This is a genomic window from Erysipelothrix amsterdamensis (assembly GCF_940143175.1).
Classification (GTDB): domain Bacteria; phylum Bacillota_I; class Bacilli_A; order Erysipelotrichales; family Erysipelotrichaceae; genus Erysipelothrix; species Erysipelothrix amsterdamensis.
Genome location: NZ_OW659496.1, coordinates 875730 through 899466 on the forward strand (window position 1 = coordinate 875730; position 23737 = coordinate 899466).

Consider the following 23737-nt stretch of genomic DNA (forward strand, 5'->3'; position numbering starts at 1 on the left):
AAGGTCCACGTATCGCCATTATCGGTACTGATAAAGACCGCATCAGCATTTTGTCGGTAGTCGCCATTGTTTTGGGTAAGTCTTACCGATAATTCGTTGTTCTTGCGTATGGGTGCTGTTGCTTGAATAAAAATATCATTCCAGCCGATAGCGGTATCGTTAAGTGTTTGTGCTGGAAGGATAACTTCAGTAAAGGTTTCACCGTAATCATTACTTCGATAAAGGTGTGGTGAATTGGGTTGGGTTACCTAAAGTGTTTTAGGGTCACTTAGGGATGCATCAGTTATCTTGTTGGTATAGTTTGGGATGGGTTGTGAAGTCCATGTTTTACCATTGTCCAAAGTATAATGATAACTTACAATTTCTGAGTTTAATGCGACATGACTGGACAAGGCAAGAATGCCTGTCTCATTCACGAAATCGAGATAAGCGGCAGTAATAATTGATAATGGAGGTTCATGAAAGATGGTTGTTGAGGACCAGCTTGCGCCTCCATCCATTGTTGCAGTTACGATAACCTTGCCATCTTTCTTATTTAAAATTTCATGATGGTTTTTTGAACTGAAGATACGCTTGTCTTCTTGAAAATGACCTTGCGAAGATGTAGTGAAGTCGTCTGATTCTACCGGGGTTTCAATCCAAGGACTGTCTTCATTTTCGCGTATACGCAAAAACATATTCTGGTCATCATAAAAAGATGCTTGAGGATCTGTTTCGTAATCCGGGGTTGTAGGGAAATGCTTTTCCTTATAGGTTTTTTCAGTCATATCGTTATGATATCTCAGTACATCATTTTCCAAATTCATATATAGAATTAAGTGGTATTCGTAGTGAGTGTTATTTTGTAAGGGCAAGGTTTTAAAAAGTTTATCCGGTCGTTTTGTTGCTTCGGTTGAAAGTTTCACATCAAAGATCCACCAACCTTGCTCTTCAGCTACAGGATCTATCGATTTCAAAGTTTCGATTTTATAATCAATCAAGGGAGCTTTTTGGTTGAGTTTTGATTGATGAGTACGAAGGTAGCCACTAAGCCATGCATTCATATTTTCATCTTGGCTTAGGGCGGGATTATGCTTTGAAGTATAACGTGTAATCTCAGGTGCTTGGGCGCTTATATAGAAGTAAGCCAAGAGAACTGTTAGAGATATAATGGCAGCGAGAATGCGTTTCATTGTTTTCGACATAAAGACTCCTTTTTAATAAGCATACGACTTTCATTAAATAAATCAAGAATAGAATGTCTCGGGTCGTTAGAAGCGTCAAAATAATAATTAGACGTTATAATAGATTCTAGAGGTGATGATATGAAAACGTGGACCGTTGAATCCGTTGTTTTGTATTTAGATGATTTTAAAAATGAGAGTCGACGTAAGACCTTGATGAAACAAGGTGCAAATGATAAAACGGCGGGAGTTCCTTTAGGAATTATGCGCAAATTGGCAAAAGAAATTGGGAAGGACCACCAATTAGCTTTATCTTTATGGGAACTTAACATTATTGATTATCAATTGCTTGCGGTACTTCTTTTTGATCCCAATGAGCTGGATGAAGTGACCGTTTTTAAATTTCTCAATGAGATTCAGGTTATGACGCTTCAGGAGGACCTTATTTTTCGATGTCTTGTTTTCTCACAAGATAAAGATGTGTGGGTTGAGCGTTTGAAGTTTGAGACTGCAGATCATTTAGGGCGTGCTTATTGGACTTTTGTTGTGGATGCAATTAAGCGAAAGCAGAAATCAGAGCTTGAACTCATGGCTTTATTGGATGAGATTGAAGTGAATTTAGTTCATGCGCATCCCTTAACGCAATGGATGATGAATCGAGCTCTATGTGAGATTGGCTTTGGTTATTCTGAATTTGTGGATAGAGCTTATGAGATTGGTGAAGCATCTGCGGTCTATAAAGATATGAAAGTAGCTAAAGGATGTACATCAGCGTATGCGCCTTATTGGATGGATGCGGTTTTAAAACGGAATGTGTAATGTTATGTGATTTGGTGGTCGTCTTTGGAACTCATGGTAAAATAAGGGTGTAAAAGGATGGGATTATGACAACATTAAATAATATTAATTCAAAGCATTTAAATGAAGCACCTTATACAAGTATTGCATTTTTATTAAAACCTAAAGGCTTGATTGGATATATTACAAATACCGCAAGTGTTCGACAAGCGTTAGAGAAAATGAGGTTCCATGGCTATACTGCGATGCCTGTAATTACAGAAGATGGTCAATTTTATGGAACGATAAATGAAGGTGACTTTCTTTGGTATTTAATTCATGAACAAATAACGGACATGAAAGATGTTGAAGAAGTGTATTTAAAAGATATTATGCGTCATTCTTGGAATCCACCGGTAACCATTGATGTTGATTTAACTTATGTTTTAGAACGTATTTTAGATCAAAACTTTGTACCCGTTGTGGATGATCGTAATAAATTTATGGGGATTATTACGCGTAAATCAGTACTAATGTATTATCAAGATATGAATCGGTAGAAGAAAGGGAGAGTTTGGATGAATCAAAAGGAATTGCTTATAAGTTTACAAGAACGGTTTGAAATGAATGAACACCGTCATCCTACGATTGTTTGGGATGATGTTCTTGAAGGGATTCAGTCAAATTCACACGTTTTAGATTCGCTTTTATGGATGGAAGAAACGCAAGGGGAACCGGATTTGTTTGTTTTGGATGACGGTTCATGGATATACATGGATTGTGCTCCAGAAAGTCCTGTAGAGCGACGTAGCTTGTGTTATGACGCTTTAGCCTTAGAACAACGCAAGAAGAATAAACCGAGCGGCAGTGCCGTTCAAATTGCGCAGGAGGCAGGGGTGCGTTTGTTGGATGAGACGCTTTACCGCTTTCTACAAAATCATGATGTCGTTGATCAGAAAACATCATCGTGGATTGAAACACCCGCAAAAATCCGTAATCTCGGAGGTGCTTTATTTGGAGATTACCGCTATGGTACAGTGTTTATTTATCATAACGGCGCAGATTCCTATTATGCAGCTCGAGGATTTAGAACTTATTTAAAAATAAAATAAAACAGATTCGATAAGAATCTGTTTTTTAATGATTAATGTTAAAAACAATTGACAACCTAACCGGTTTACCTTATAATCACCTTGAAAAGAAAGAGGTTACATTTATGAGAAAACCCGTTATGTTTTTACTCACGCTGCTTCTCACCGTTACGTTGTTCCCAACCCAACAACGTATTGAAGCGTTGGATGTTGGGCAACCCGCTTCAGCAGCTGAGTATTTCGTCAATTCTGATTTTTCATTGACCGAAAATGTTGTCCCAATGGATGAAAGCAACAAAACAAACAATAAAGATATTGGTTTTTGGTCCAATGATCTTAAACCACAAGGATGGATGTTTGAACGTTACAGCAGCTCATCCCTCGATCGTTCTCAATATAAGGCTGATCTAGATCAAGGTGTGATGACCGCTTCGTCAAACAGTCAATACCAAACACCAATGTCTTTTTTCAAACCTGAGAAGAAAATAAAGGCAAAACCCAATACAACTTATATTGTGAAAGGGTCCTATAAAACTGATTTTAAAATCATTGCGAATGGTAAACCTGCAGTCGTTAACTTGAATATTGATCAATATAATCAAAACACATTGATTAAACCATCAATCGAGTTCGAACTTCCTGCCGCACCTACCTGGACTGATTTTGAACATGAATTTAAAATTGAGTCTGCGACAGACTTCTTACCCGTTTTTAAATTCGCATTTATCAAAGGATCTTATTCAATAAAAAATATATCTCTGAAAGAAAAAGAAATCGCATCGGATATTAAACTTACAGATTTGAATGTTGTGCAAGATGAAATGACACTCGCACCGCAAGCACAATCTGTGATTAAACCTGTTGTTGAACCGAGTGATTATCCTGTTGATCGTTTGGAATGGTCATCCAGTAATCTTGCGATCGCAACCGTTGATGCACAAGGTGTTGTGACTGGAGTTTCTGAAGGACTCAGTGTCATTACGGTTTCAGACTCTAAAAGTGGATTAAATAAACAAATTAATGTAAATGTTCGTGCTCCAAAAGATACGAATCTATTTGCGAAAAATATTTTAGAAAATGGAAGCTTTGAAAAACTCGTCAAAGCACCCAATAAAGGCAATACAAGCGCCGGAAATTGGCATCAAGATGTTGGTTTTTGGGATCAAGACTTAAAACCTGAATCATGGGTTTTTGAACGCTACAAATCGTCAAATTTAGATGCATCGTACTACAGTGCTGAGATGGTCAAATCCGACGTCAAAGATGGATCGTATGCTGCGAAAATTAATTTAGCGCGTAATGATCAAAGTGCTTTAAGTTTCTTTAAACCACAAAAACGTTATGATGTGAAACCCGAGACAACGTATGTGTACGAGGGTTGGTTTAAAACTCAAGATCTTGAAACATTAAATTCAGCACAAGCGCGCATTAATTTACAAGTAGATGGCTATGCAGCAAATAAATTTTCTGGCGTAGTTCATGCGGATACCATTAATGCATCCGATCAATGGATTCGTTTTAAAGTTGAATTCAAGACGGATGATAAAACAACACAAATCTTACCGGTATTCCGTATGCATAATACGAAAGGATCTTATTTCCTGGATGACCTCATGCTTTATGAAAAGCCAATCGGGGCAACATCAATTCAATTGAACGATGATGCGCTCGATATCGCATTAAATCAAAAAGTATTATTACCTGTTGTTACCGAACCGAATGCAATCAATAAAAAAACTTTAGAATGGTCATCAAGTGATGAATCGATTGTTCTTGTTGATCAAGGTTCAATCGTAGGTCTTAAAGCGGGAAGCGCAAAAATTCGTGTCAGCTCTGCATTTGATCCAACCATTTATGATGAAATGACCGTTACGGTGTTAAATACGAATTCTTTACCGATTCAGTCGATCTCAGTAGCATCTAATTCGATTCAACTTGATGAAAACCAACTTCAGTATCTTGAATTTGAAATGTCTCCTGTTCATGCAAACTACAAAGACTTGAGTTTTGTTTCTAAAAACAAAAATGTTGTAGCTGTGACTGAGGAAGGTTTGCTTCTGCCTCAAAAACAAGGTGTAACAGAAGTTCAAATATTATTTGGAAACAACGTTTTAAAAATAATTAACGTTGAAATTACACCGTCTCAAAAAAATGCTGATATGCAATCAATGATTCATCAATGGCAAAAACGATATATAGGAGACAGTAGTATTTCAAGTTCTCTTAAAGATTCGTTTAAAGATAAAGTCATTCGCGAAGGTGAATCACTTTATAGTAGTATGAAAAAAACAAATGATTATAGAGAAGATCTCTGGGATAATACCAGTGCTACAAAGTCTTCGAATATGACTAAACAATTCCGTAATCTAAAAGCTGTGGTTCTTGCATATCAAATGCCTGAATCCACCTTATACCAACAAAGAGATGTCTATGAAGAAATTGTTTCAGGAATGGAACATCTTTATAAAGTTTTTAGTTATAACGGAAACCAATCGGTATTTGAAGGAAACTGGTGGGATTATCAAATTGGAAGTGCGAAAGCAATTACTGATAGTTTAATTCTACTCGCCGATTACATGCCACATCAACGACTTGAATCTTTGGTTAATGTCGTAGAAAGCTATGTACCAAATGCTGTTGATCAAATGAGTAAAAAAGGTGATATCGCAACGGGGGCAAACCGAACGGACTTAGCAATGAGTTTACTTGGGACTGCTTTATTAAGTGAAGATGTTTCTAAATTGGAAAGACTTCAAAACGATTTAGTTCCTTTATTTGAACTGGCAACTTCAGAAGATGGTATTTATGAAGATGGCTCAATGGTTCAACATAAAACAATTCCTTATACTGGAGGATATGGTTCTGTATATTTAGAAGGTGTTTCAAGTCTTCTTACCTTACTTCAACCAAGCCCATGGAAATTAGATGAATCAACATATCAAACATTATTCCCTGTATTAGAGCGTGGATTTATCAGCATGCTTCATGAAGGTCAACTAATGGCAATGGTGCAAGGACGCGGAATGTCTCGTGCACCTGAACTGATGAAATCTTCCAGTGCTTATGGTGGTGGGTTCAGTATGCTTGGGAACTTGCTTTTTGTAAGTGAGATTGCTCCGGATTTATTTAGAGATAAAGTTGAAAGTGTTACAGCGCTTTGGTATCCAAACATTGAGAAAGCCATCAATCCGCTTGATCATGTTCGGGATATGAAACATGCTGAACAAATTACAAAAGCTTTAAATACACAAAGTGATCCTGTGGAACTTGAGAAGAAAGTTTCGATTTTCTCTGCAATGGATCGTGTTGCTGTGCATCATGAGCGTTATACTTTAGGATTGAGTATGTACTCAAATCGTATTGCGAACTTCGAATCATTCAGTGGCGAAAACGGAAAAGGATGGTACACTGGAGACGGTATGTACTACCTCTATACCCATGATGATCGTCAATTTGGAGTTAGTTATTGGCCAACGGTTAATCCATATCGTTTACCGGGTGTAACCTTAGATACACGTGAGCTTGCTTTAAGCAGTGGCGAACGTTTGCTCTCACCACAAAGTTTTGTAGGGGGTGTTGAACAAGGTTCTAATGGTACAGCTGTGATGAACTTAGATAAATCAAACTTTAACCAACAAGATCTCACTGCACAAAAATCGTATCTCTTTTTAAATGATAAAGTTGTGCTTATGGGAAGTAAGATTCAAGGAAACTCTCCTGAGACAATTGAAACGATTTTTGAAAATCGTATTATCGATACACAGATTGGTGATCAATTCTCAATTAATGGGAAACTCATGACGGACACTCAACAAAAAATGACCGTCACACCGAATATGTGGGCACACTACGAATCAAAACAACATAATGATGCAATTGGTTATGTTTTCTTAGAAGAAGCACCCATTACGTTTGAATATGAAACACGTAAAGGTACGTATAAATCAATAAACACATTGTTTGGTAATGATAAAGAATATGAAAATGAATTTGTATCAATTCGTCAAAACCATTCATCTAAAGCAGAAAATGATTCCTATGCTGTTATGATCTTACCGCAATACAATCAAGCAGAAACAGCGTCATTAAGTCAAGCTAATCCAATTCATATTGTGAGAAATGATGCGTCAATGCATGCTGTGTATGATGCAGAACAACAAATTATTGCAGTGAACGTCTTTGAAGAAGATCAACTATCCCTTGATTTTGATGGACTTCCAATCAAGGAACTTAACCTTAAACCAGGCTCATATGTGTTCCATTATGAGAAGGGGATCTTAACGGTGAGTGCAAGTGATCCATCACAAGCAGTTGATACAGTAGATGTTGAAGTTGTATTAAAAGATAAAGACATCATGATGCGTTCAAAATCAGATGTAAAAGTACTGACATTTGATTTAAATCCCAAAAATGGACAAACACGTACTCAAACTGTAGAACTTGTTAAGGATGATAACAATGGCAACGGCGGTATTACACCTGAAAAACCAGAAGTAAAACCCGAAGAAAAGCCAGGAGAAACACCTAACGAAAAACCAGACGTGAAGCCTGGAGACAATAAACCAGGTGATGGTAATGGATCATCAAATTCGGAAACGGATGCTTCTAACGATGAAAGTCATTTACCGTCAACAGGTCGTGCTCAAGACATGCCAGGATTTGTATTTCTCATGATTGGTATGGGCGTATTGATGATTTTAGAATCTCGTCGAAAACATCAATCTTAATTATTAATGAGTAATATATTGACAACCACTCGTAGATTGATTATTATAGTTAAAATAAATCGACGATAGTGAAGGAGTAGGGTACTTCATTGAATGCACAGAGAGTTGACATGAGCTGAGAGTCAATGATTCAAGAGTATCTGAAAATCATCACTTAGATGTATTACTGAAGTAAGTAAGTAAGTAATACCGGTTGTTCACCGTTACCCGAAACGCGTATAATTATGTACGTTGAGTGCCATACATTGTATGGAATTTGGGTGGTAACGCGATAACCTCGTCCCTTGTGGATGAGGTTTTTTTGTCGATTATTTATGGAATTAAGGAGAAGCGTATGCAGAAATTGTCTCGTAAGAATACATTATTCGTATCATTAACATTATTTTCACTGTTTTTTGGTGCTGGAAATCTCATTTTCCCACCCTTTTTAGGTGAATCATCAGGGACACATACTTTAGTGTCGTTAGCAGGTTTTTATATTACAGCAGTTTGTTTTCCCATTTTCGCAGTCATTGCAATATCTCAAAATCGCGGTTTATATCCGCTTGCTTCAAAAGTTCATCCTAAATTTGCTTTGATTTTTACTTTTTTAATCTATCTTTCAATCGGTCCACTTTTAGGAATTCCAAGAGCGGGAAGTTTACCTTTTGAAATGGCGGTTGCTCCTTTTCTCGGTGTTTACGCATCCTATCAACAATTAGGACTTTTTATATTTACGGCAATCTTTTTTATCGCTGCTTATTATATTTCAAAAAATCCTACGAAGTTGGTGGATCGTATGGGGAAACTTCTTACACCACTTTTACTTATTTTGATGTTAATTGTATTTGTAGGGAGTTTCATAAAACCATTTAATGGCTTTACATCAGCAAGTGGGAATTATCAAACAACTCCTTTTGTTCAAGGCTTTCTTGATGGTTATCTAACGATGGATACCATTGCAGCGTTGAATTTTGGACTTGTTATTTCACTAATTATCAAAGATCTTGGAATCACCGATGAAAAAGACGTCGTAAAAAATACAGTACGTGCGGGAATGTTTGCAGGTGTTTTATTAGTTGCTGTTTACGGTGCATTAGCATATCTTGGAGCCTTAAGTGGAACAATTTATGGTTTTTCTGAACACGGTGCTCAAACGCTTGCGAATATTATCATTCATATATTTGGACCCGTTGGCGTCATTCTCTTAGCAATTATTTTTACTTTAGCTTGTCTCACAACTTCTGTTGGATTGATTACTTCTTGCAGTCAATATTTCTCATCAAAAACTAAGTATTCGTATAAGTCTTGGGTCTTGGGTATCACAGTATGGAGTTTTGTAACGTCAAATCTTGGTTTAAGTAAAATTTTACAGATTTCGGTGCCACTTTTGGAGGCAATTTACCCAATAGCAATGGTTCTTATCGTACTCAGTTTTCTCGAATTGTTTTGGAATGTAAAACAGTCTGTGTATCAAATTACGATTGGCGTCACGACCTTGATGTCATTATTATCGATTTTTGATACTTACTTTTTCACAAGCGTATCGTTACTTAGCCGAATTCCTTTAAATTCTCATGGTTTGGCATGGGTTGTTCCAACTTTAATTTCGCTTGTAGCCATTCAGATTTATAGTTTATTCGATTAAAAAAGAGTGTATCCGGGATACACTCTTAATATCCATACCGTGTAGATCGATAAGCAAAAAGTCCGTATGCAAATATTTCTACCGTATAAATTGGATATTTCTGATTAATTTCATTTTTAAATTCATTATATAGGTTTGTATCTTTGACTGCCTCGATGAGGTTTTTCCCGTTTTGTGTTAATTGAATTGAAGGGTTCTCAGAATCAGTAGAAGATAGTGTAACAATGTTTGCCTGATGCATTTTATGTAAATGATCCATGCATTCTTTTATATCATTTGTATTTTGTAAATCATTGAGGGATAGGTCCTCGAAAGTAATGGTTGGCTCTGTATGTTCGAGATGGAGTAGGATATCTCGTACACAATCAATATTTAGTTTCATTTTATTCCTCCTTCTTCTAACACTTTAATTATATCAAATCGTGTGCAATGCCTACATTGTTTATCATGCTCTTATGACATTCTGTTGATTTCGGCTTATGTGACTTATCAGGGCGTCCTATTAAGCTTTATGCATATATCTAGGTTTTCAACATTGTAATTATCTTGCGAATGACCAAATAACACGCACAAACCCTATTGATTTTAACCTGTATTAACAACTATCGAGAGTGTTTTATAAATATTCTTTACATTGCTTTTGTTCTCGATTATCCTAAGCTCGTTCGACACAATAAGGAGATTTTGAATATGAGAATGTTATCGATGTTACTCATTTTATCATTCGTATCCGGTTTTTCGTTTTTTTCTCAGCCAATTTTTGCAGAGGAGCGAAAACCTAGAGAACGTGATTTAGTCGCTTTAAAAGCCTATCTCATTTCATTAGAAGATATGGATGATGAAACTGTTGATTTGGGACGTCATGCGGAAAAAGTTGAAAAGTATATTCAAATTATTGAAAAAACAGCAATCCCGAATCGTCAAGAAAAAATAAATCAGATAAAGAAAATGGTTGAAGACTCAACCAAACGAAAACGAAGAATACGTAATCTAGAGCGTTTTGAGAACACTTTAATGCGAAAAGGTATTTTGTCAGATTCTCAGAAAAAATATTTTATTGATCGATCTAAAGAGACTGCGGATGATTCCCAACTTGATGAGCTTAAAAAAGAAGTTGAAAATATAGAACATCAAATTATGCAGGATAGTCAATACGTCGAACTTTATCTTAAAGCAATTGATTCGTTTGATAAAATCCGTAAAGATATGAGAAATTATTATGCAGAAGAACTTGCGAACATTTGGTTGAATTCTAAAAATTTTGAAGGACAAGTGGTTCCTTATTTTGAGAAAATTGAGGCTGAACATGTTCGTAAGGGTGGGAAAGCATGGAAGCGTCCACAAAATGAGTCTGTAGAGGGTAATGACGATTCAAGTGTTGGTGAGTCTGAACAACGTGAAGATGAAGCGCAACGAATTCAATTCATTAATAAGCAGAAGGCTTTAAGCAACGATTTGAAAATATCGTTTAAATTTTTAACAATTAAAGATATCAATAAGTTTTTAGCTCTCATTAATGCTTCGCAAACAACACAAGAACTTGATGCGATACGAGATCAAGCAACTAAGCTAAATCAAGAGAATCAGTTGTTCATGAATCACACAGAGCGTTTAAGACAGCAAATTCAAAAAAGTTATAAGATAACTGATAAAGATAAGCAAATCTTAACAAATCAACTGAATCATGCAATTGCAAGTCGCAGTATTTTGGAAGTGAATCAGATTACACAGGCAATAAAATCTTTAGAATCAAAATTTATTAAAGTAGAACAAATCCCTCATCAAGGGAATCTTGTAGTTTCAAAACTGGATCCAAAACCAAACTTAATCGTAAAACATAGCCAAGGATGGCAAGGCGAAAAAGGAAAGTCTACTTATCGTGACAAGACTTTAGAACTTGTTAAGGGGCGTTGGGAGACAATCTCGGGTTCCCGTTATTATTTCGATAATTTAGGAAAACCTTTGACCGGCCTGATTTCAATCGTGAATAATAAATTTTATATCGATCATGAAAAAGGTATGGTGACCGGTTGGAGAAAAATATCTGATAAGTGGCACTACTTTACCCTAAAAGGTGCACTCAAGAACCAGTGGAAATCGATTAAGGGTATTTGGTACTATTTTGACTCAAGTTCAGAAATGGTAATAGGATGGAAAAAAATAGCCAATAAATGGTATTACTTTGAAAACTCAGGAGCTATGGCAACGGGCTGGAAACAGATTAAACAGAAATGGTACTACTTAGATAAATCGGGATCGATGGCAACATCATGGAAGAAAATTAAAAATAAGTGGTACTACTTAGAACCTTCTGGTGCAATGGCAACAGGATGGAAATACCTCAATCATAAATGGTACTATTTTAAAGACGGTGGCCAGATGATAGTTGGAAAAGCATCCATTCATAACAGAACTTATTATTTTGATACTCAAGGAGCACTAAAAAAATAGAACGACCTAAGAAGTCGTTCTGTTTTTCTTTGCAATTCGTTTACGGTAACGCCGATGCTTCCATCTTTTCAAAATCATGAAGCGTTGACGCCGAAGCAATAATCGATTAATCCTTCGAACTTCAATACGGGATAGTTTGGCACCCTTCGAAAATGAGCGTGCCGAGCTTAGGGTATACAGATCTCTAATCGGGCGATCAATTTGATTGACCAGTACACAATTTTTGATAAGTGAAGCATCAATCCCTAAGTACGATGCGAGTGCTTCTACGTGATAACGGTTTTGTATAAATGGATTACGTATTGATTGGTCGGTATCTTTCTTAAACCATAATGCATCATCATAAGAACCGATGAATGGATGCTTTGTGTACTTAACTTCAAAGCAAGCGATACCGCTTCGATTTACGACAATCAAATCAATTTCTGTTATTCCGTTATTGCGAACAATAGGAATATAGGTACTATGATATACAAATGTATTTGAGTCTTGAGATAACAGATTGAACGCTTCGAGTTCAAATTGCATACCTCGATCTTTGGCCTTCTTTTTTTTGATTTTATGCTGATAGATACGATAACGAATTGGCTTCATGCGATTACCTCTAAAATTGTTTTAGTGATATCATAGCATATACGCATCCTAAAGGGATACTGTTTTATATTTTTTATTTAAATTTGTTCCGAAATGTGTTAGAATCATTAATGGATTGCCTCTCTACGAGGCTTTCAGTGTTTTATAAAGAAAAAGGATGTTATATATGGAAAGAAAAATTGGTACTGTTTCAAGAGGTGTTCGTTGTCCGATCATTCGTGAAGGTGATGATTTAGCTCAAATCGTTACAGAAAGCATTTTGGAAGCTGGGAAGAGTGAAAATTTTGATGTTCGTGATCGTGATATTATCGCATTAACGGAATCCATTGTCGCTCGTGCTCAAGGAAATTATGTTTCTGTTGATGCCATTGCGAAAGATGTAAATAAAAAAATGGAAGGTGGAACAGTGGGTGTTATTTTCCCAATTCTTTCACGAAATCGTTTTTCAATTTGTTTACGTGGAATCGCTAAAGGTGTTGATAAGGTTGTGCTCATGTTAAGTTACCCTTCAGATGAAGTAGGGAATGAACTTGTGAGTTTAGACCAGCTTGATGCATCAGGTATTAACCCATATAGTGATGTTCTAAGTCTTGAGCAATATCGTAGTTTATTTGGAGAAAACAAGCATCCATTTACGGGTATTGATTACGTTTCTTACTATGCAAGTATAATTGAAGAAGCAGGAACTGAGGTTGAAATTATTTTCTCAAACAATCCTCGTACAATCTTAGATTATACTGATAAAGTTTTAGCGTGTGATATTCATACCAATGCGCGTACAAAACGTATTTTACGTGATAATGGCGCAAAAATTGTTTGTGGACTTGATGATATTCTAAATGAAAGTGTAGACGGTAGTGGATACAATGAACGCTATGGTTTACTTGGCTCAAATAAATCTACTGAAGATTCTGTAAAACTTTTCCCAAGAGAATGTACAGATTTAGTTGAAGATATTCAAAAACGTATGCTTGAAGCAACTTCGAAGCATGTTGAAGTGATGGTCTATGGTGATGGGGCATTTAAAGATCCAATTGGTAAAATTTGGGAACTTGCAGATCCTACCGTTTCACCGGCTTACACAACAGGTTTAGAAGGTACTCCAAATGAGTTAAAATTGAAGTATCTAGCAGATAATGATTTTAAAGATTTACAAGGTGAGGCTTTGAAGAAAGCAATCGAATCTCATATTAAAGAGAAAGATGATAATCTTGTAGGTAATATGGCAGCTCAAGGGACGACACCTCGTCGATTAGTTGACCTTATTGGTTCACTTTGTGATTTAACAAGTGGATCTGGCGATAAAGGAACACCAATCGTATTTGTTCAAGGTTATTTCGATAACTTTGCAGATTAATAAAAAAAGTGTATCTCCACATTAACGTGAAGATACACTTTTTTTTATTTTAGGATTCAAGTGTTTCAATGCGATGTATTTTTCGATCTTCTTCTGCGGGTAGCGTCATATAGTCGCCAAAGGCACGCGTTAGAACTGCATCCGCATCCGAAGGGATTTTAAACATCTCATCTTCGAATAGTGTTTCAATAGGTTCTTTGATATGTTTACGTTCAATGATTGATGTGTTGTATTGATCGTAATTTTCAAAGTATAAGTAACCTAAGTCACCGATACATGATGTCTCGACGTCTCGGTATTGTGTCATTGCTTTATAGCGTTTTTTCATAAGAATTGGAATAAAGATATTAATCTTATACAGTTTTTCATTAAGAAATTGCATGGTTTTCTTCAAAATGAGTTTTGCACCTTTATCATTTTCTGTTTCTTGAACTAATAAGAAAATGCGTAAAAGACGTGTGTATTTATTAACCTGTTCAAACTGCTTGCGACGTAAGGTTTCATCATCAGGCACGCGATCCATAGGGAAAATATCGACCCATGCACCTTCATATCCTTTTTGTGTTTTTGATACGGTTTCTTTAATTTTAAGAATATCGGATCGTACTTTTGAAAATTCAATGGCAAGGTATTTATCGTTTTGACGTGATTGGTAACGATAAGGTGTATTATTTTTAAGTTCTTGCGCCATTAATGCATCAAAACGATCAAAATCCTCACGTTCCATTGCGATATCAACGTCATCATCCCAAGGAATAAATCCTTGATGACGAATTGCCCCCAGTAACGTACCGGCATATAAGAAATAATTGATGTTTTCACGATCACAGAATGCTTTAACCCATACTAATATATTATAATCTTCGCGTTGTAATTCGTTCATATTTGGACCTCTTTTCAATTACATAACATACTAATAATAGCGATAACGATATATTATTTCAAGTTTTATAGACAAATTTAAATTCATGATATAATAATAAAAAGAAAAAGAGGAAAAAGATGGAAATTACAGATCGATTATTAACTCAAGATGGACAATCTATAGCGGTTTATACGCATGGAAATAAGCAAAATCCAGCCGTTGTCTTTCTACATGGTGGGCCGGGTGGTTGTATCTCGGAGAAGTCTTTTAGTTTTTTTGATTTAAATAAATGGTTTGTGATCGCCTTTGATCAACGTGGTTGTGGTCAATCAAAGCCTTTCGCAACATTAGTAAATAATACACCGTTTTCAGGTGTAGAGGATTTGGAGATGATTCGACGTCATTATGAGATTGAATCTTGGACTGTTTTTGGTGGGAGTTATGGATCGACACTTGCCTTGTTGTATGCGATTAAACATCCCAACCGTGTATCGCAATTAGTATTACGCGGTATTTTTCTTGGAAGACAATCGGATGTTGATTGGCTTTATCAAGAAGGTGCGTCCTACTTCTATCCTGAAGAACATGAAGCGTTTAAAGCTGTTATTGCCCCTAATGATCGTCATGATTTAATTAGGGCATATTATAATGTTTTTACGGGAACAGATGATGTTCAAAAGCAACTGTGTGCAAAAGCGTGGTCAACATGGGAAAGTTCGCTGGTCCATTTAATTCCTAAGTCGCAAGATTTAGAAGTTACTGATGCAGACATAAGTCTAGCAACGCTTGAATGTCATTTTTTCGCAAACCAAATGTTTTGGGATGATGATAATTATCTTCTAAATCACATCAATCAGATTCAAACTATTCCTACGGAAATTGTTCACGGTCGTTATGATGTTGATTGTAGACCAAGTGGGGCATACGAATTAGCACAAAGGTTAGATTCTGTGCACTTGCATCTTGTTGAGGCAAGTGGTCATAGTCCTTATGATGATGCAATGTTTGAACAATTAGTTGGTATAATGAAAGATCTCGAGATTAAATAGATAAAGGAGCTTTTTATGATTAAGTTAATTGCAAGTGATATTGATGGTACTTTATTGAATTCTGAACATGTCATTACAGATCGTACGCGAGAGGTGATTCATGCAGCACGCAATCAAGGGTATGAGTTTATGCTTGCGACGGGCCGAAATTATGAGAGTGCTGCGTCTATAGCGGAAGCATTGGACCTTGATCCACATCAAATTCCAATCGTTTCGCTTAATGGTATGCGCGTAGAGCATCCAATTCGAAATTATCGAGCAATCCAAGCTCCAATGAGTTATGAAGCGTGTGAGCGCATGGAAACACTTGGTACCAAGTATTTTATGGGCATCCTTTATTGCTTTGAAGATATTATATATTTTCAAATGGATGCACGATCTGAAGAAGATTTTGTATTTGGCGAAGATGAAGATCGATTAAGATTTTTTAGTGATGGTGCACGAGTATCTAAGGTAGATCATTTAAGTGATCTTCGTCATCGATTTGAAGCTGGGGATTCGATTCTCAAAATTGTATACATACAAAATGCAGATTATACAGAGTTGGTGAAAGAACGGATTGCTTTAGATATGGATGCGGATTATGATTTATTAATGGTAGCGCCTGGTTGGGCTGAAATCATGCCTAAACGTATTAATAAAGGTGATGCAATAATGGCGTATGCTGCTTACCGTGGTATTAAACCCGATGAAGTGCTTTGTTTTGGTGATAGTGATAATGATTTGACGATGATAAAACAGGCTGGAATTGGTGTTGCAATGGAAAATGCGAGACATTCTTTAAAAATCGTTGCGGATACGGTGACGTGTACAAATAATGAAAACGGCGTTGCGGAATATATCGCGGAGCATTTACTGAATTCGTTTGTGAAGGTCTAATGATATTTAATGATAAGAGCGTGGTGTCATGTTATAATGTTACTAACAAGGAGGTAATATTATGAACAAATTATTTAAAGTAGCAATTGGTGCTGCAGCTGTTTTAGGAATTGGTGTTGTAGTTAAGAAAATCATTGAAAAAGATATTATTCAAGATAAAGTAAAAGAACGTGAAGCCATGAATTACCTTAAAGATAAATATGGTGAAGAAGCTTTAGATGGTAAGAAAATCATGATTGTTAATGATGATCACGCTGTTACACAGGCTGATATTGCGAAAGATGTACTAGAATACGAAATAAACAAATAAGAAGTCTTAGGACTTCTTTTTGATGTTAAAGGAGAAAGCATGTCAGAAGGTATTAAGCTATTATGTGAGGAAGATATAAGTGTTGATGTTATATCAAAAGATCCATTTAATGAAGCGTATGCGGGAATGAATGTTCTTATTGCGAACCAGTTTGAATTTGTATTTCGAGAAGGACGCAGCACGCCCAAAAAACTGGGTCATTTTGTTACCTTGTGGCAGAAAGATTCTCAAGGACTCAAAAACATACCGTATCATCAATCAGATATGAAGGATGGACTGATTATTTATATTTCGGATGAACGTGATCCGGGTTTTTTTGTGGTCCATATTAGGGATATGGATCAATTTAAAATCTTACAAAGCGAACATGTTCCTGGAAAGATGGGCTTTAGGGTATATCATCCAAGCATCCTATTAACCTCATCACAAGCTCAAAAAACGCAAACCAAAATGAAGCCTTATTTTATTTCGATTTCAGACCCTAATTTTAAAAAACGTATTTTATCGTATTGTGGTGCTTGAAATCTTAGAACAACTTTGATACACTACATACGAATCCTTTAAGTAAGCACGAGATGTTTATAAGGAGTAAAAATATATTTTTTTAGTATATATTTATATTCTTTTCGGACTTATTTGATTCAAAATAAGTTTTTTTTTTGGAAAACTTATTATTTGGAACCAAATACAGGAGGGAAATATGAAGAAAAATAACTTCACACGTAGAATTGTTTGGACCTTGGTTTTAGGTTTAGGAGTGGGTCTTGGTTTTATATTTTTAAGAGAGACCTTGATTGGAAATGGTAATGCATCGCTTTGGAAGCAGATCAACGATTTGTTATTTGCGGATATCTTACATGAGTCAAATCCGACGGCCATAGGGATTTTCTTTATTATTGGACAAATCTTCATGCGTTTGTTGCAACTTGTTTTAGTACCACTAATCTTTACATCGATTGTAAGATCGATTCAACAAATCCAAGAAACACGCGTACTCAATAAACTTGCGAAGAAAGGGTTTGCGAACTTTATGCAACTCTTAGCGATCGCAATTATACTTGCAAGTACTACTGGTTTTACCGCATACAAATTGGGCGTATTTCAAATATCCAATTTAAGTGCGATTGAGATTACAGAAGGGGTTGTAAATCAAACAAACCCACTGTCAATGATTTTGAATGCTTTCAATAATAATGCACTCGGAACACTAAGCAGTAATTCAAATATTATTGCCGTCGTCGTTCTTGCGTTGATTGTTGGTGTGATGTCACATCAACTTGGCGAGAAGATGGAAGTCTTACCAAAACTTGTCGATGAAATCTATCTTCTGTCGATGAAATTATTGGATCTTGTGATTATGAAATTCGGTCCAATCGCAATCTTCTGTTTACTTGTTAGAACGCTTGCATCATACGGGATTGATTACTTACAGCCGGCACTTATCTATATGATACTGACGTCATTAACACTTCTTGTTCTTGGATTTGCAGTGTTTCCGATATTCATTGCATTTAAAACAGGATTATCGCCACTTCCATTTATTAAGAAGATGTATAAAGTTGCTGTATTTGGTTTTTCAACCTCATCTTCAGCTGCAACCCTTCCATTAACTCAAGAAACGGTGATGAACGAACTCGGTGTAGATGAATCCGTTGCATCGTTTATCGTACCACTGGCATCAACCATAAACATGACGGGGACTGCAGTCATGCAAATTATTGCGACATTGTTTGTCGCATCCGTAGCGGGTTATCATGTTGGTATTATTGAACTAATATCGATAATTCTCTTGACCATTATTGGATCAATCAGTACTCCTGCGGCACCAGGATCAGGAGCAATCTTACTCTTCACAATTCTTACCGGAATGGGCTATACAAATCAGTATGCTTTAGCTGCATACAGTTTCATCCTCGCAATTAACCGTCCTGTAGAAATGTTGGTGACGGCCATAAATGTGGTGGATGATGGAGTCAGTGCAGTCTGTGTTGCACATGATTTAGAACAATTAGATCTTAAAACCTATCATGAATTCCCTCAAGCACTTCAAGCTGAGGAACAAGTTCTTGTGAAATCATAAAAACTTTAAAACGGTATACAAAAGGAACTGACCTAGTTCCGTGGGACTAAAGAAAAAAACCTCTTGTATGAGAATTATTGTAAAATAGTTCAATATAGGAGGTTTTTATATGGGAACACGAACTATGCATAGCTATGAGACAAAGATGAAAGTTATAGAAATGAAATTGGCAGGCTACTCAAGCAGGTTTATTCAGACTGAACTTGGAATAAAAAATGTAACACAAGTCAAAACATGGTGGAGATGGTATCGAAATGGTGAACACTACCGATTTTCTCAACCTGTAGGCAAGCAATATACTTTTGGAAAAGGGCCTGAAGGAGACACGGTCGAAGAAACACAAAGACTTAGAATCAAATCTTTGGAGCAACAAATTGAACTATTAAAAAAGTATTTGGAAAGAGAAAGGATGTGGTTCCTGAAATAATCATCAAGCTCGTTGAAGAGTATCGCAACACTGTATCTATTAAAGATATCTTGAATCTTTTTGGGGTACCTAAGTCAACGTATTACCGTTGGACTAAAAAAGAGCAACTTGAGTCTAATAATTATTCTGTCAATGAAGCATTAGTAATTGAACTTTGTAAAGAAAATAAATTTCGTTATGGATATCGAAAAATAACTGCATTAATTCGAAAAGAAAGAATTATCAATAAGAACACTGTTCAAAAGATAATGCAGAAACACCAATGTCAATGCCGTGTTAAGGTCAAACGGTATAGAAAAAACAAAAATCCGAAGATCATTATGCCCAATATCATTAATCGCGACTTTAAATCACTACGTCCTCTAGAGAAATTGGTGACAGATATCACTTACATCCCTTATGGCCATAAGATGCTCTATTTATCTACGATCATGGATTTATATAATGGTGAGATTATTGCGTCTACATTGAGTGACAGACAAAACCTAGAATGTGTGGTTGATACATTAAATCAACTTCCGGATATCGTTCAGCCATGTATTCTTCATTCTGATCAAGGGAGTGTCTATACATCAAAAGAGTATCAACTCAAAGTAAAAAATAAAAGCATTACCATGAGTATGTCCCGTAAGGGTACACCCGCTGATAATGCTCCTATCGAATCGTTTCATGCCTCGCTAAAGTGTGAAACATTCGAATTAAACCCAGACCTAAAGGGTTCTACTGAAATTGTATCACAAACTGTGATAAACTATTTAAAATATTACAATGAAAATCGAATACAAGAAAAGCTAGGATATCAATCTCCCGTAAATTATCGGTTAACTTCATCCTAACTTGGTTTTTTCTTTAGTCCCAAGGAACTAGGTCAGTTCCAAATGTATACCGTTTTTTATTCGAACATGTTTGAGAGAATGACAGAAATATATTACATGATTGCTCAGTTAACAATCGTATCTTTTCAAAAATTCTCATTGTGATACTATGAATTTAGACATAGAAAGGGAGGTATATAAATATAAACTACGAAATGTTTTAGTGTGCATTTTTTTATGTATGGAGGAAACTATGAGTAAAATAAAAAAAATTGCATTAACAGGTCTTATGACGATTGTTGGAATGAGCTTAACCATCACAAGTACATTCGCGTGTACCGGTATTATTGTTGGGAAAAATTTAACCGAAGATGGCTCTGTGATTATTGGACGTACTGAAGACCTTGAATTAAATCATAATAAGACATTTGTTGTGAAGAATGTGGAAGGACGGATGCTTGATAATACAGTTCCGTTTGTAGATCCATCCAATGGCTTTACCTATACAGCAAGTGAACATAATTATAAATATACGGCTATACCGGATGTCACCCTGAATGATGGGATGTATGACGCAGCTGGAATTAATGAAAAGGGTGTTGTAATGACGGCTACGGTATCTGCGAAGTATGATCCTGCTTATAAAACGGTTGATCCATATGTATCGGATGGATTAACAGAGGCTGCCATCACAACGTTAATTTTACCGCGCATTCAATCAGCTCGTGAGGGGATTGAGTTAATAGCGCAGGTCATTGAAGAAAAAGGATCTGGTGAAGGGAATATTGTTGTTTTAGCGGACAAAAATGAAGTGTGGTATATGGAAATTCTATCGGGGCATCAATATGCAGCGATTAAGTTCCCTGATGATAAATTCGGTGTCTTCCCCAATGCTTTTTATTTAGGAACCCTAGATGGTTTTGAAGCGGAAGATGTTATTCAATCAAAAGACCTCAAAGCAACCGCTATAGCAGCAGGTCGTTATGTTGAACAGGATGGAAAGTTTCATATTGCAAACTCCTACAATCCAATTGTAATGTCAGATGGGAATCGATCACGTGTTTGGTCAGGGATTAAAGCCATCAATCCAAATAGTACGGTGAATTACAATGATGATACCTTCGAATTACTTCAATCGATGGATGGTAAAGTTGGATTGAAAGATGTCATGAAATTCCAACGGAACCGTTTAGAAGGTACTGGATTTGTCCCTTCAGATGAGATTAAATTGGATAATAAAGGGAATATTTTAAGTCAAGAAGAAAAAGATCGCAGTAAGTATCCGATTGGTAATATCAATACCATGGAGGCACATATCTTCCAAATTAAAGATTCGCTGCCTGCAGATGCAGGTGCTGTAATGTGGCTTGCTGTTGGATCACCACTTTTTTCACCGTACATTCCGTATATGGGAAACATCACTGACACACATAAATCCTATCAAGTTACCAGTACATCATTTGATGAGAACTCATGGTATTGGAATGCAAATTCAATTGCCCATCAAGTATTTAAGGATGATGTATCGCGGAATGAAATTCAAAGACAATGGATTGAGTTTGAGGATTCATTAATTCAAGACCAGCTCAATATTGAAAAACGTTTAATGATGCGTTCAGGAGACTTTGATTATCAAGCACATACACTGCAAGTAGCAGATGATGCCTTTAATAAACTGAAAGCATTAGATCAAAAACTTAAAGGAATTGAACCGAAGACAGAAGAACCGAAGACAGAAGAACCGAAGACAGAGGAACCGAAGACAGAGGAACCGAAGACAGAAGAACCGAAGACAGAGGAACCGAAAACGGAAGAACCGAAGACAGAGGTACCAACGAAGAATGAAACGCCTAAAAAAGGCGTGACTCAAGCTTCGAACACCCTGCCACAAACGGGAGTTTCCACATCCCAAACTCTGCTTTACGGTGCTTTGGGTATAGCATTCGTAGGTATGGTTGTTGTCTATAAATCATATCGCAAAGAACACTAAAGAGGCATTACGCCTCTTTTTTTCTTTTTATGATATAATTCAAGAAAAAGGAGAACATTTATGGAATTTAAAATTGAAGGAACTTACCCCGTTTTGCGTTGTTTTCTCGATGAAGGGGAATCCCTTATCACAAGTGCAGGGAATATGTCTTGGATGACTGCGAACATGAGTTATAAGGTGCATTCAGGGGGTGGATTTAAGAAGGCGTTTGGTCGTGCTTTTTCAGGAGAAGGTTTCTTCCAAAACACATATACTGCAGGCGATTCGAATCAAGAAATTGCGTTCGCGATGTCGATGCCTGGAGTTATTAAACACATTGAAATGGATGGATCTAAAACGTTTATTGCTCAGAAAAACGCATTTTTAGCTTCAGAGCCGGGTGTTGAGTTTTCAAATGAATTTACGAAAAAACTCTCTGCTGGATTTTTTGGTGGTGAAGGCTTTATTCTTCAAAAATTCTCTGGAGTCGGTAATCTCTTTCTCGAAGCGGATGGTTCTTTAATTACCTATGATCTTAAAGAAGGCGAAAGTTTGTTAGTTGATCAGGGGAATCTATTTATGTTTGAATCGGGAGTTTCTTATGCAATTGAAACAGTGAAGGGTTTAAGTAATAAATTTTTTGGTGGCGAAGGCTTCTTCTTGGTTAAACTTACCGGACCAGGTCAAGTTGTACTTCAAACACTGCCAATTTCTAATTTAGCGGGTGAAGTGAATCGTGTGCTTCCAACATCAAACTAGTCAAGTATAATCTTTAATTCTAGGAGTTTCTCTTTGAGGGGAACTCCTTTTGTTATGAAAAAAAACCGTACACAGTGTGTACGGTCATGCTATTCTTATGTATTAAAATTCGTTGTCTTAATTTTGATTAGGGTTCGTATAGGTTTTACCTTTGGTATCGACTGTGACACGCTTCATGACTTGTTCTTTGCCGTCTACAGGTCGATTGTCTTGGTTGGTATCAACACTTACAATACGATCAACTGTATCCATACCTTCCACAACATTTCCAAATGCCGCATAACTACCATCAAGATGTGGTGCATCAGTTGTTACGATGAAAAACTGTGATCCTGCAGTATCATTACCCTTACTACGTGCCATTGAAATAATACCACGTTTATGACTTATCGGATTATCGAAATTATTTTGAGAAAATTCTCCTTTAATCGTATATCCAGGCCCCCCCGTTCCCGTACCTTTTGGATCGCCACCTTGTATCATAAACCCAGGAATTACACGGTGAAATAACAAGCCATCATAAAAAGAATCTTCTACGAGTTTTATAAAGTTATTTACGGTGTTTGGAGCGATGTCTGGGTAAAGTTCAAGCTTGATAATCCCACCATCCTCCATCTCAATGGTGACGATCGGATTTGTGTCTTTTGAAAAGTCTTGAACTTCTGAAGATGGATCGGGTTTCGGTTGTTCTTTGGTTTGAGAACACCCAGTAAGTGAAATTAAAACGAAAAAGCTGATTGCAATCAATGTTTTTATTTTTTTCATAATGCCTCCATATTTTCCTATATTATACCATA

At 36.4% G+C, this 23737-nt stretch carries 20 protein-coding genes and 1 other annotated feature; of the genes, 15 read left to right on the plus strand and 5 right to left on the minus strand.

All coding sequences use genetic code 11. The features are described from left to right. Positions 1 to 248: 248 nt before the first annotated feature. Positions 249 to 1184 (minus strand): beta propeller repeat protein, encoded by a 936-nt coding sequence (locus NMG63_RS04125; protein ID WP_254006416.1) that lies wholly within the window; start codon positions 1182 to 1184, stop codon positions 249 to 251. A gap of 120 nt (positions 1185 to 1304) precedes the next feature. On the opposite strand from NMG63_RS04125, the gene NMG63_RS04130 reads away from it, so the two are divergent. The 5 genes from NMG63_RS04130 to brnQ all read left to right on the plus strand — a co-directional run bounded on the left by NMG63_RS04130 (position 1305) and on the right by brnQ (position 9385). Continuing rightward, complete coding sequence (locus tag NMG63_RS04130) at positions 1305 to 1982, plus strand: DNA alkylation repair protein (RefSeq protein WP_254006417.1); 678 nt, start codon at positions 1305 to 1307, stop codon at positions 1980 to 1982. A 65-nt stretch (positions 1983 to 2047) separates the two neighbouring features. Then, positions 2048 to 2500, plus strand: coding sequence for a CBS domain-containing protein (locus NMG63_RS04135; protein WP_003773454.1), 453 nt, complete (start codon positions 2048 to 2050; stop codon positions 2498 to 2500). Positions 2501 to 2518: 18 nt separating this feature from the next. Next, on the plus strand, positions 2519 to 3052 hold the full coding sequence (locus NMG63_RS04140; protein ID WP_003773455.1) for a DUF4256 domain-containing protein: 534 nt from the start codon (positions 2519 to 2521) through the stop codon (positions 3050 to 3052). A 104-nt stretch (positions 3053 to 3156) separates the two neighbouring features. Beyond that, complete coding sequence (locus NMG63_RS04145; protein ID WP_254006418.1) at positions 3157 to 7758, plus strand: polysaccharide lyase family 8 super-sandwich domain-containing protein; 4602 nt, start codon at positions 3157 to 3159, stop codon at positions 7756 to 7758. A 53-nt stretch (positions 7759 to 7811) separates the two neighbouring features. Then, positions 7812 to 8046: a binding site (T-box leader), on the plus strand. Positions 8047 to 8092: 46 nt separating this feature from the next. Continuing rightward, positions 8093 to 9385, plus strand: coding sequence for a branched-chain amino acid transport system II carrier protein (brnQ, locus tag NMG63_RS04150; RefSeq protein ID WP_254006419.1), 1293 nt, complete (start codon positions 8093 to 8095; stop codon positions 9383 to 9385). 25 nt (positions 9386 to 9410) lie between these two features. Here the strand turns inward: brnQ and NMG63_RS04155 are convergent, their stop codons facing one another. Then, positions 9411 to 9767, minus strand: coding sequence for a DUF2513 domain-containing protein (locus NMG63_RS04155; protein ID WP_003773461.1), 357 nt, complete (start codon positions 9765 to 9767; stop codon positions 9411 to 9413). A 308-nt stretch (positions 9768 to 10075) separates the two neighbouring features. Here NMG63_RS04155 and NMG63_RS04160 point away from each other — a divergent pair, with 308 nt between their 5' ends. Continuing rightward, on the plus strand, positions 10076 to 11836 hold the full coding sequence (locus NMG63_RS04160; protein WP_254006420.1) for an N-acetylmuramoyl-L-alanine amidase family protein: 1761 nt from the start codon (positions 10076 to 10078) through the stop codon (positions 11834 to 11836). 6 nt (positions 11837 to 11842) lie between these two features. Here NMG63_RS04160 and NMG63_RS04165 read toward each other — a convergent pair whose 3' ends face one another. Next, the gene (locus tag NMG63_RS04165) at positions 11843 to 12430 is read right to left on the minus strand and encodes a nuclease-related domain-containing protein (protein WP_254006421.1); all 588 of its coding nucleotides are present in this window, start codon (positions 12428 to 12430) and stop codon (positions 11843 to 11845) included. A 166-nt stretch (positions 12431 to 12596) separates the two neighbouring features. Between NMG63_RS04165 and NMG63_RS04170 the strand changes: the two genes are divergently transcribed. Beyond that, entirely contained in the window at positions 12597 to 13787 is a 1191-nt protein-coding gene (locus NMG63_RS04170) for a coenzyme F420-0:L-glutamate ligase (RefSeq protein ID WP_013852911.1), read from the plus strand. A 49-nt stretch (positions 13788 to 13836) separates the two neighbouring features. On the opposite strand, the gene NMG63_RS04175 is transcribed toward NMG63_RS04170, so the two are convergent. Then, positions 13837 to 14670 (minus strand): LicD family protein, encoded by an 834-nt coding sequence (locus NMG63_RS04175; protein ID WP_115354778.1) that lies wholly within the window; start codon positions 14668 to 14670, stop codon positions 13837 to 13839. 119 nt (positions 14671 to 14789) lie between these two features. Between NMG63_RS04175 and pip the strand changes: the two genes are divergently transcribed. From pip to NMG63_RS04215, 8 genes are all read left to right on the plus strand, one after another. Further along, the gene (pip, locus tag NMG63_RS04180; protein ID WP_254006422.1) at positions 14790 to 15701 is read left to right on the plus strand and encodes a prolyl aminopeptidase; all 912 of its coding nucleotides are present in this window, start codon (positions 14790 to 14792) and stop codon (positions 15699 to 15701) included. A gap of 15 nt (positions 15702 to 15716) precedes the next feature. Further along, positions 15717 to 16580 (plus strand): Cof-type HAD-IIB family hydrolase, encoded by an 864-nt coding sequence (locus tag NMG63_RS04185; protein ID WP_254006423.1) that lies wholly within the window; start codon positions 15717 to 15719, stop codon positions 16578 to 16580. 61 nt (positions 16581 to 16641) lie between these two features. Beyond that, a complete protein-coding gene (locus NMG63_RS04190; RefSeq protein WP_003773475.1) occupies positions 16642 to 16890 on the plus strand; it encodes a hypothetical protein in 249 nt (82 codons plus the stop codon). Between the two features lie 39 nt (positions 16891 to 16929). Continuing rightward, positions 16930 to 17412: a MepB family protein gene (locus NMG63_RS04195; protein WP_115354781.1), complete on the plus strand. Its 483-nt coding sequence runs from the start codon at positions 16930 to 16932 to the stop codon at positions 17410 to 17412. A gap of 178 nt (positions 17413 to 17590) precedes the next feature. Then, positions 17591 to 18970, plus strand: coding sequence for a dicarboxylate/amino acid:cation symporter (locus NMG63_RS04200; protein ID WP_254006424.1), 1380 nt, complete (start codon positions 17591 to 17593; stop codon positions 18968 to 18970). Between the two features lie 109 nt (positions 18971 to 19079). Beyond that, a protein-coding gene (locus tag NMG63_RS04205; RefSeq protein WP_123171090.1) for an IS3-like element ISErh1 family transposase occupies positions 19080 to 20233 on the plus strand; the annotation gives its coding sequence in 2 pieces (ribosomal slippage) (positions 19080 to 19353 and positions 19353 to 20233; 1155 coding nt in all). A gap of 232 nt (positions 20234 to 20465) precedes the next feature. Continuing rightward, positions 20466 to 22202 carry a C69 family dipeptidase gene (locus tag NMG63_RS04210; protein WP_254006425.1) on the plus strand — a complete coding sequence of 579 codons (1737 nt, stop codon included), beginning with the start codon at positions 20466 to 20468 and terminating at the stop codon, positions 22200 to 22202. Positions 22203 to 22262: 60 nt separating this feature from the next. Then, positions 22263 to 22940 carry a TIGR00266 family protein gene (locus tag NMG63_RS04215; protein ID WP_003773481.1) on the plus strand — a complete coding sequence of 226 codons (678 nt, stop codon included), beginning with the start codon at positions 22263 to 22265 and terminating at the stop codon, positions 22938 to 22940. Positions 22941 to 23057: 117 nt separating this feature from the next. Here NMG63_RS04215 and NMG63_RS04220 read toward each other — a convergent pair whose 3' ends face one another. Next, the gene (locus tag NMG63_RS04220; RefSeq protein ID WP_013852916.1) at positions 23058 to 23705 is read right to left on the minus strand and encodes a peptidylprolyl isomerase; all 648 of its coding nucleotides are present in this window, start codon (positions 23703 to 23705) and stop codon (positions 23058 to 23060) included. Positions 23706 to 23737 lie beyond the last annotated feature (32 nt).